The sequence below is a fragment of the Roseateles sp. genome (assembly GCF_046300915.1).
In the GTDB taxonomy this organism is placed as follows: Bacteria; Pseudomonadota; Gammaproteobacteria; order Burkholderiales; family Burkholderiaceae_C; genus Kinneretia.
Genome location: NZ_JBKCLH010000072.1, coordinates 1 through 2694 on the forward strand (window position 1 = coordinate 1; position 2694 = coordinate 2694).

Genomic DNA, 2694 nt, shown 5'->3' on the forward strand with positions numbered 1-2694 from the left:
GGCCGTACGGGCCATGCGTACGGGCGCCTACGACTTCATCGAAAAGCCCTTCGCACCCGAGCGCTTCCTCGACGCCGTGCGCCGTGCCTTGGACAAGCGCGTGCTGCGCGTGGCGGTGGACGAGCTGCGCGGACAGCTCCAGCGGCGCAGTGGCATGGAGGCGGTGCTGCTGGGCAACTCGGCCGCCATGCAGCAGGTGCGGCGCCAGGTGCTGAACCTGGCCGACACCTCGGCCGACGTGATGATTCTGGGCGAGACCGGCACCGGCAAGGAGCTGGTGGCGCGCTGCCTGCACGACGAGAGCCGGCGCCGTGACCGCAACTTCGTCGCCATCAACTGCGGCGGCCTGCCCGAGGCCTTGTTCGAGAGCGAGTTGTTCGGCCATGAGCCTGGCGCCTTCACCTCCTCGTCCAAGCGCCGCATCGGCAAGATCGAGCATGCCAACGGCGGCACCTTGCTGCTGGACGAGATCGAGACCATGCCCATGCTGCTGCAGATCAAGCTTCTGCGCGTGCTCCAAGAGCGCCGGGTCGAGCGCCTGGGCTCGAACGAAGAGCTGCCCATCAATGTGCGCGTGATCGCCGCCACCAAAGCCGACCTGCGCGCCCTCAGCGAGCAGCAGCTGTTCCGCGGTGATCTCTACTACCGGCTCAATGTCGCCACGCTCTCACTGCCGCCTCTGCGCGAGCGGCGCGAGGACATCCCGCTGCTGTTCCAGCATTTCGTCGGCCTCGCCTGTGCGCGCTACGAGCGCAGCGCGCCCGAGCTGAGCCCGCAGCGCCTGCGCGAGTTGATGGCCCATGACTGGCCAGGCAATGTGCGCGAGGTGCGCAATGCCGCCGACCGCTTTGTGCTGGACATCGGCGGCATCGAGGGCACCAGCGCCCCCACGCCCGAACCGCATGCCACCCTGGCCCAGCAGATGGACCAGGTGGAAAAGGCGCTGATCGAGCAGGCACTGCAGCGCTGCCAGGGCAAGGTGCCGGCGGCCATGGAGCTGCTGGGCACGGCCAAGAAAACGCTCTACGACAAGCTGCACCGCCACGGCATCGACCTGGAGCGCTTCCGCTCCAACTGAAACCCTGACGGTCAAGTTCAGCGGTACTGCGCCGGATCGGGCGAATCGCTGGGCTGCTCGATCAAGCGCAGAAAAGCCGGGCTCATGGGCAAGCGCAGATTGAGCCCCGAGCCGGGCAGCGGGCTCTCGAACCAGCGCTGGTAGATGGCACGGATCTCACCGCTGCGGAACAAGGACCGCAAGGCCTCGTCGACCAGCTGCTTGAAGCCCGGATCGCCCTGCGTCAGGCCCAGGGCATAGGGCTCAATCGAAAACGAGGCCTCGGAGATCAGATAGTCCTGCGGCCGGCCACTGCCCGCCAGCCAGGTGCGCAGCAGCACATCGTCCATGGCGTAGGCCACGGCGCGGCCGGTTTGCAGCAGGCGGAAGGCGTCCTTGTCGTCCTGGCCGACCAGGATCTTCATGTCCAGCTCGCGCGTCTGGTTGACCTGGTGAAGAAACTGGATGCTGGTGGTGGCGATGGTGGACGCCACCGGCAGGCCGCGCAGCTCATCCAGGCTGCGGATCGGTCGCTGGCGCTTGGACAGCAGGCGGGTCTCGGCCACAAAAGTGGTCAGTGAAAAAGCCTGAATGCGCTGACGCTCGGCCGTGTGGGTGGTGATGCCGCATTCCAAATCGACCGAGCCATTGGCCACCATGGGCATGCGTGTGGCCGAGCTGACGCTGACCATCTTGGCCTCCAACTCGGGCAATTGCAGGCGCTCACGCACCGCCTGGACCACCCGCTCGCACAGCTCGATCGAGTAGCCCACCGGCTTGAGATCGGCATCGAGGTAGGAAAACGGCGCCGAGGCCACGCGGTAGCCGAGCACGATCACGCCCGTGTCGCGGATCTTGCGCAGCGTGGGCGAACTCAAGGGCTCGGCCGCCCGCGCAGTCAGCAGCGACAGGCCCATCAGCAGGAACAGAGCGAGAGACCGGAAACGGGTGTTGAACATGAGACGGGGTCGTTACAGACACGGCAGGAAGCTGCTGTGATTGTCACAGCAGCCGCTTGCGGCGCGCGGCTGTGGCAGGATGCTTGCCCTGATGAACCCTCACTTGCCTTCCACCGACTCCGCCGCAAGCGACGCGGCCTGGCGCGAAGTCCTGCCCCTGGATCAGGCTCTGGCCGCCCTGCCACCCCACAGCCAGGACTTGCTGCAGCAAGCGCGCGCGGCTTGGTGCCGAGAACAAGGCCTGCTGCTCTTCGCCTACGGCTCACTGATCTGGCGCCCGGGCTTTGAGGCGGCCGAGCAATGGCCCGCACGGGTCCAGGGCTACCACCGGGCTCTGCGTCTGCGCAGCCTGTCCAATCGCGGCAACCGCGAACAACCGGGCTTGGTGCTGACCCTGTTGCCGGGCGGCAGCTGCCGCGGCCTGGTCTACCGGGTGGCGCCCGAGCACAGCGCCCGAGTGCTGGATGAGCTCTGGGTGCGCGAGATGGTGGTCGGTTCCTACACGCCGCGCTGGCTGCATTGCCAGACGCCTGTCGCGCCAAGGCTGGCCCTGAGCTTCACTTTGAAGCGCCACAGCCCCGCACGCGTCGGGCCGCTGGATGACGCTGCCTTGTTGCACATCCTGCGCCATGCGCGTGGCCGCTATGGCAGCACCCTGGACTATCTGCAGCGCTGCGT

At 67.1% G+C, this 2694-nt stretch carries 3 protein-coding genes; 2 read left to right on the top strand and 1 reads right to left on the bottom strand.

What is annotated here, in order from left to right:
* A partial coding sequence (locus ACK5F2_RS05315; RefSeq protein ID WP_409863311.1) for a sigma-54-dependent transcriptional regulator occupies positions 1-1078 on the top strand: 1078 nt, incomplete at its 5' end.
* A gap of 17 nt (positions 1079-1095) precedes the next feature.
* Here the strand turns inward: ACK5F2_RS05315 and ACK5F2_RS05320 are convergent.
* A complete protein-coding gene (locus tag ACK5F2_RS05320; protein WP_409863312.1) occupies positions 1096-2016 on the bottom strand; it encodes an amino acid ABC transporter substrate-binding protein in 921 nt (306 codons plus the stop codon).
* 91 nt (positions 2017-2107) lie between these two features.
* Here ACK5F2_RS05320 and ACK5F2_RS05325 point away from each other — a divergent pair.
* Positions 2108-2694, top strand: a 587-nt coding sequence (locus tag ACK5F2_RS05325) for a gamma-glutamylcyclotransferase (RefSeq protein ID WP_409863313.1), incomplete at its 3' end; no start/stop codon positions are given.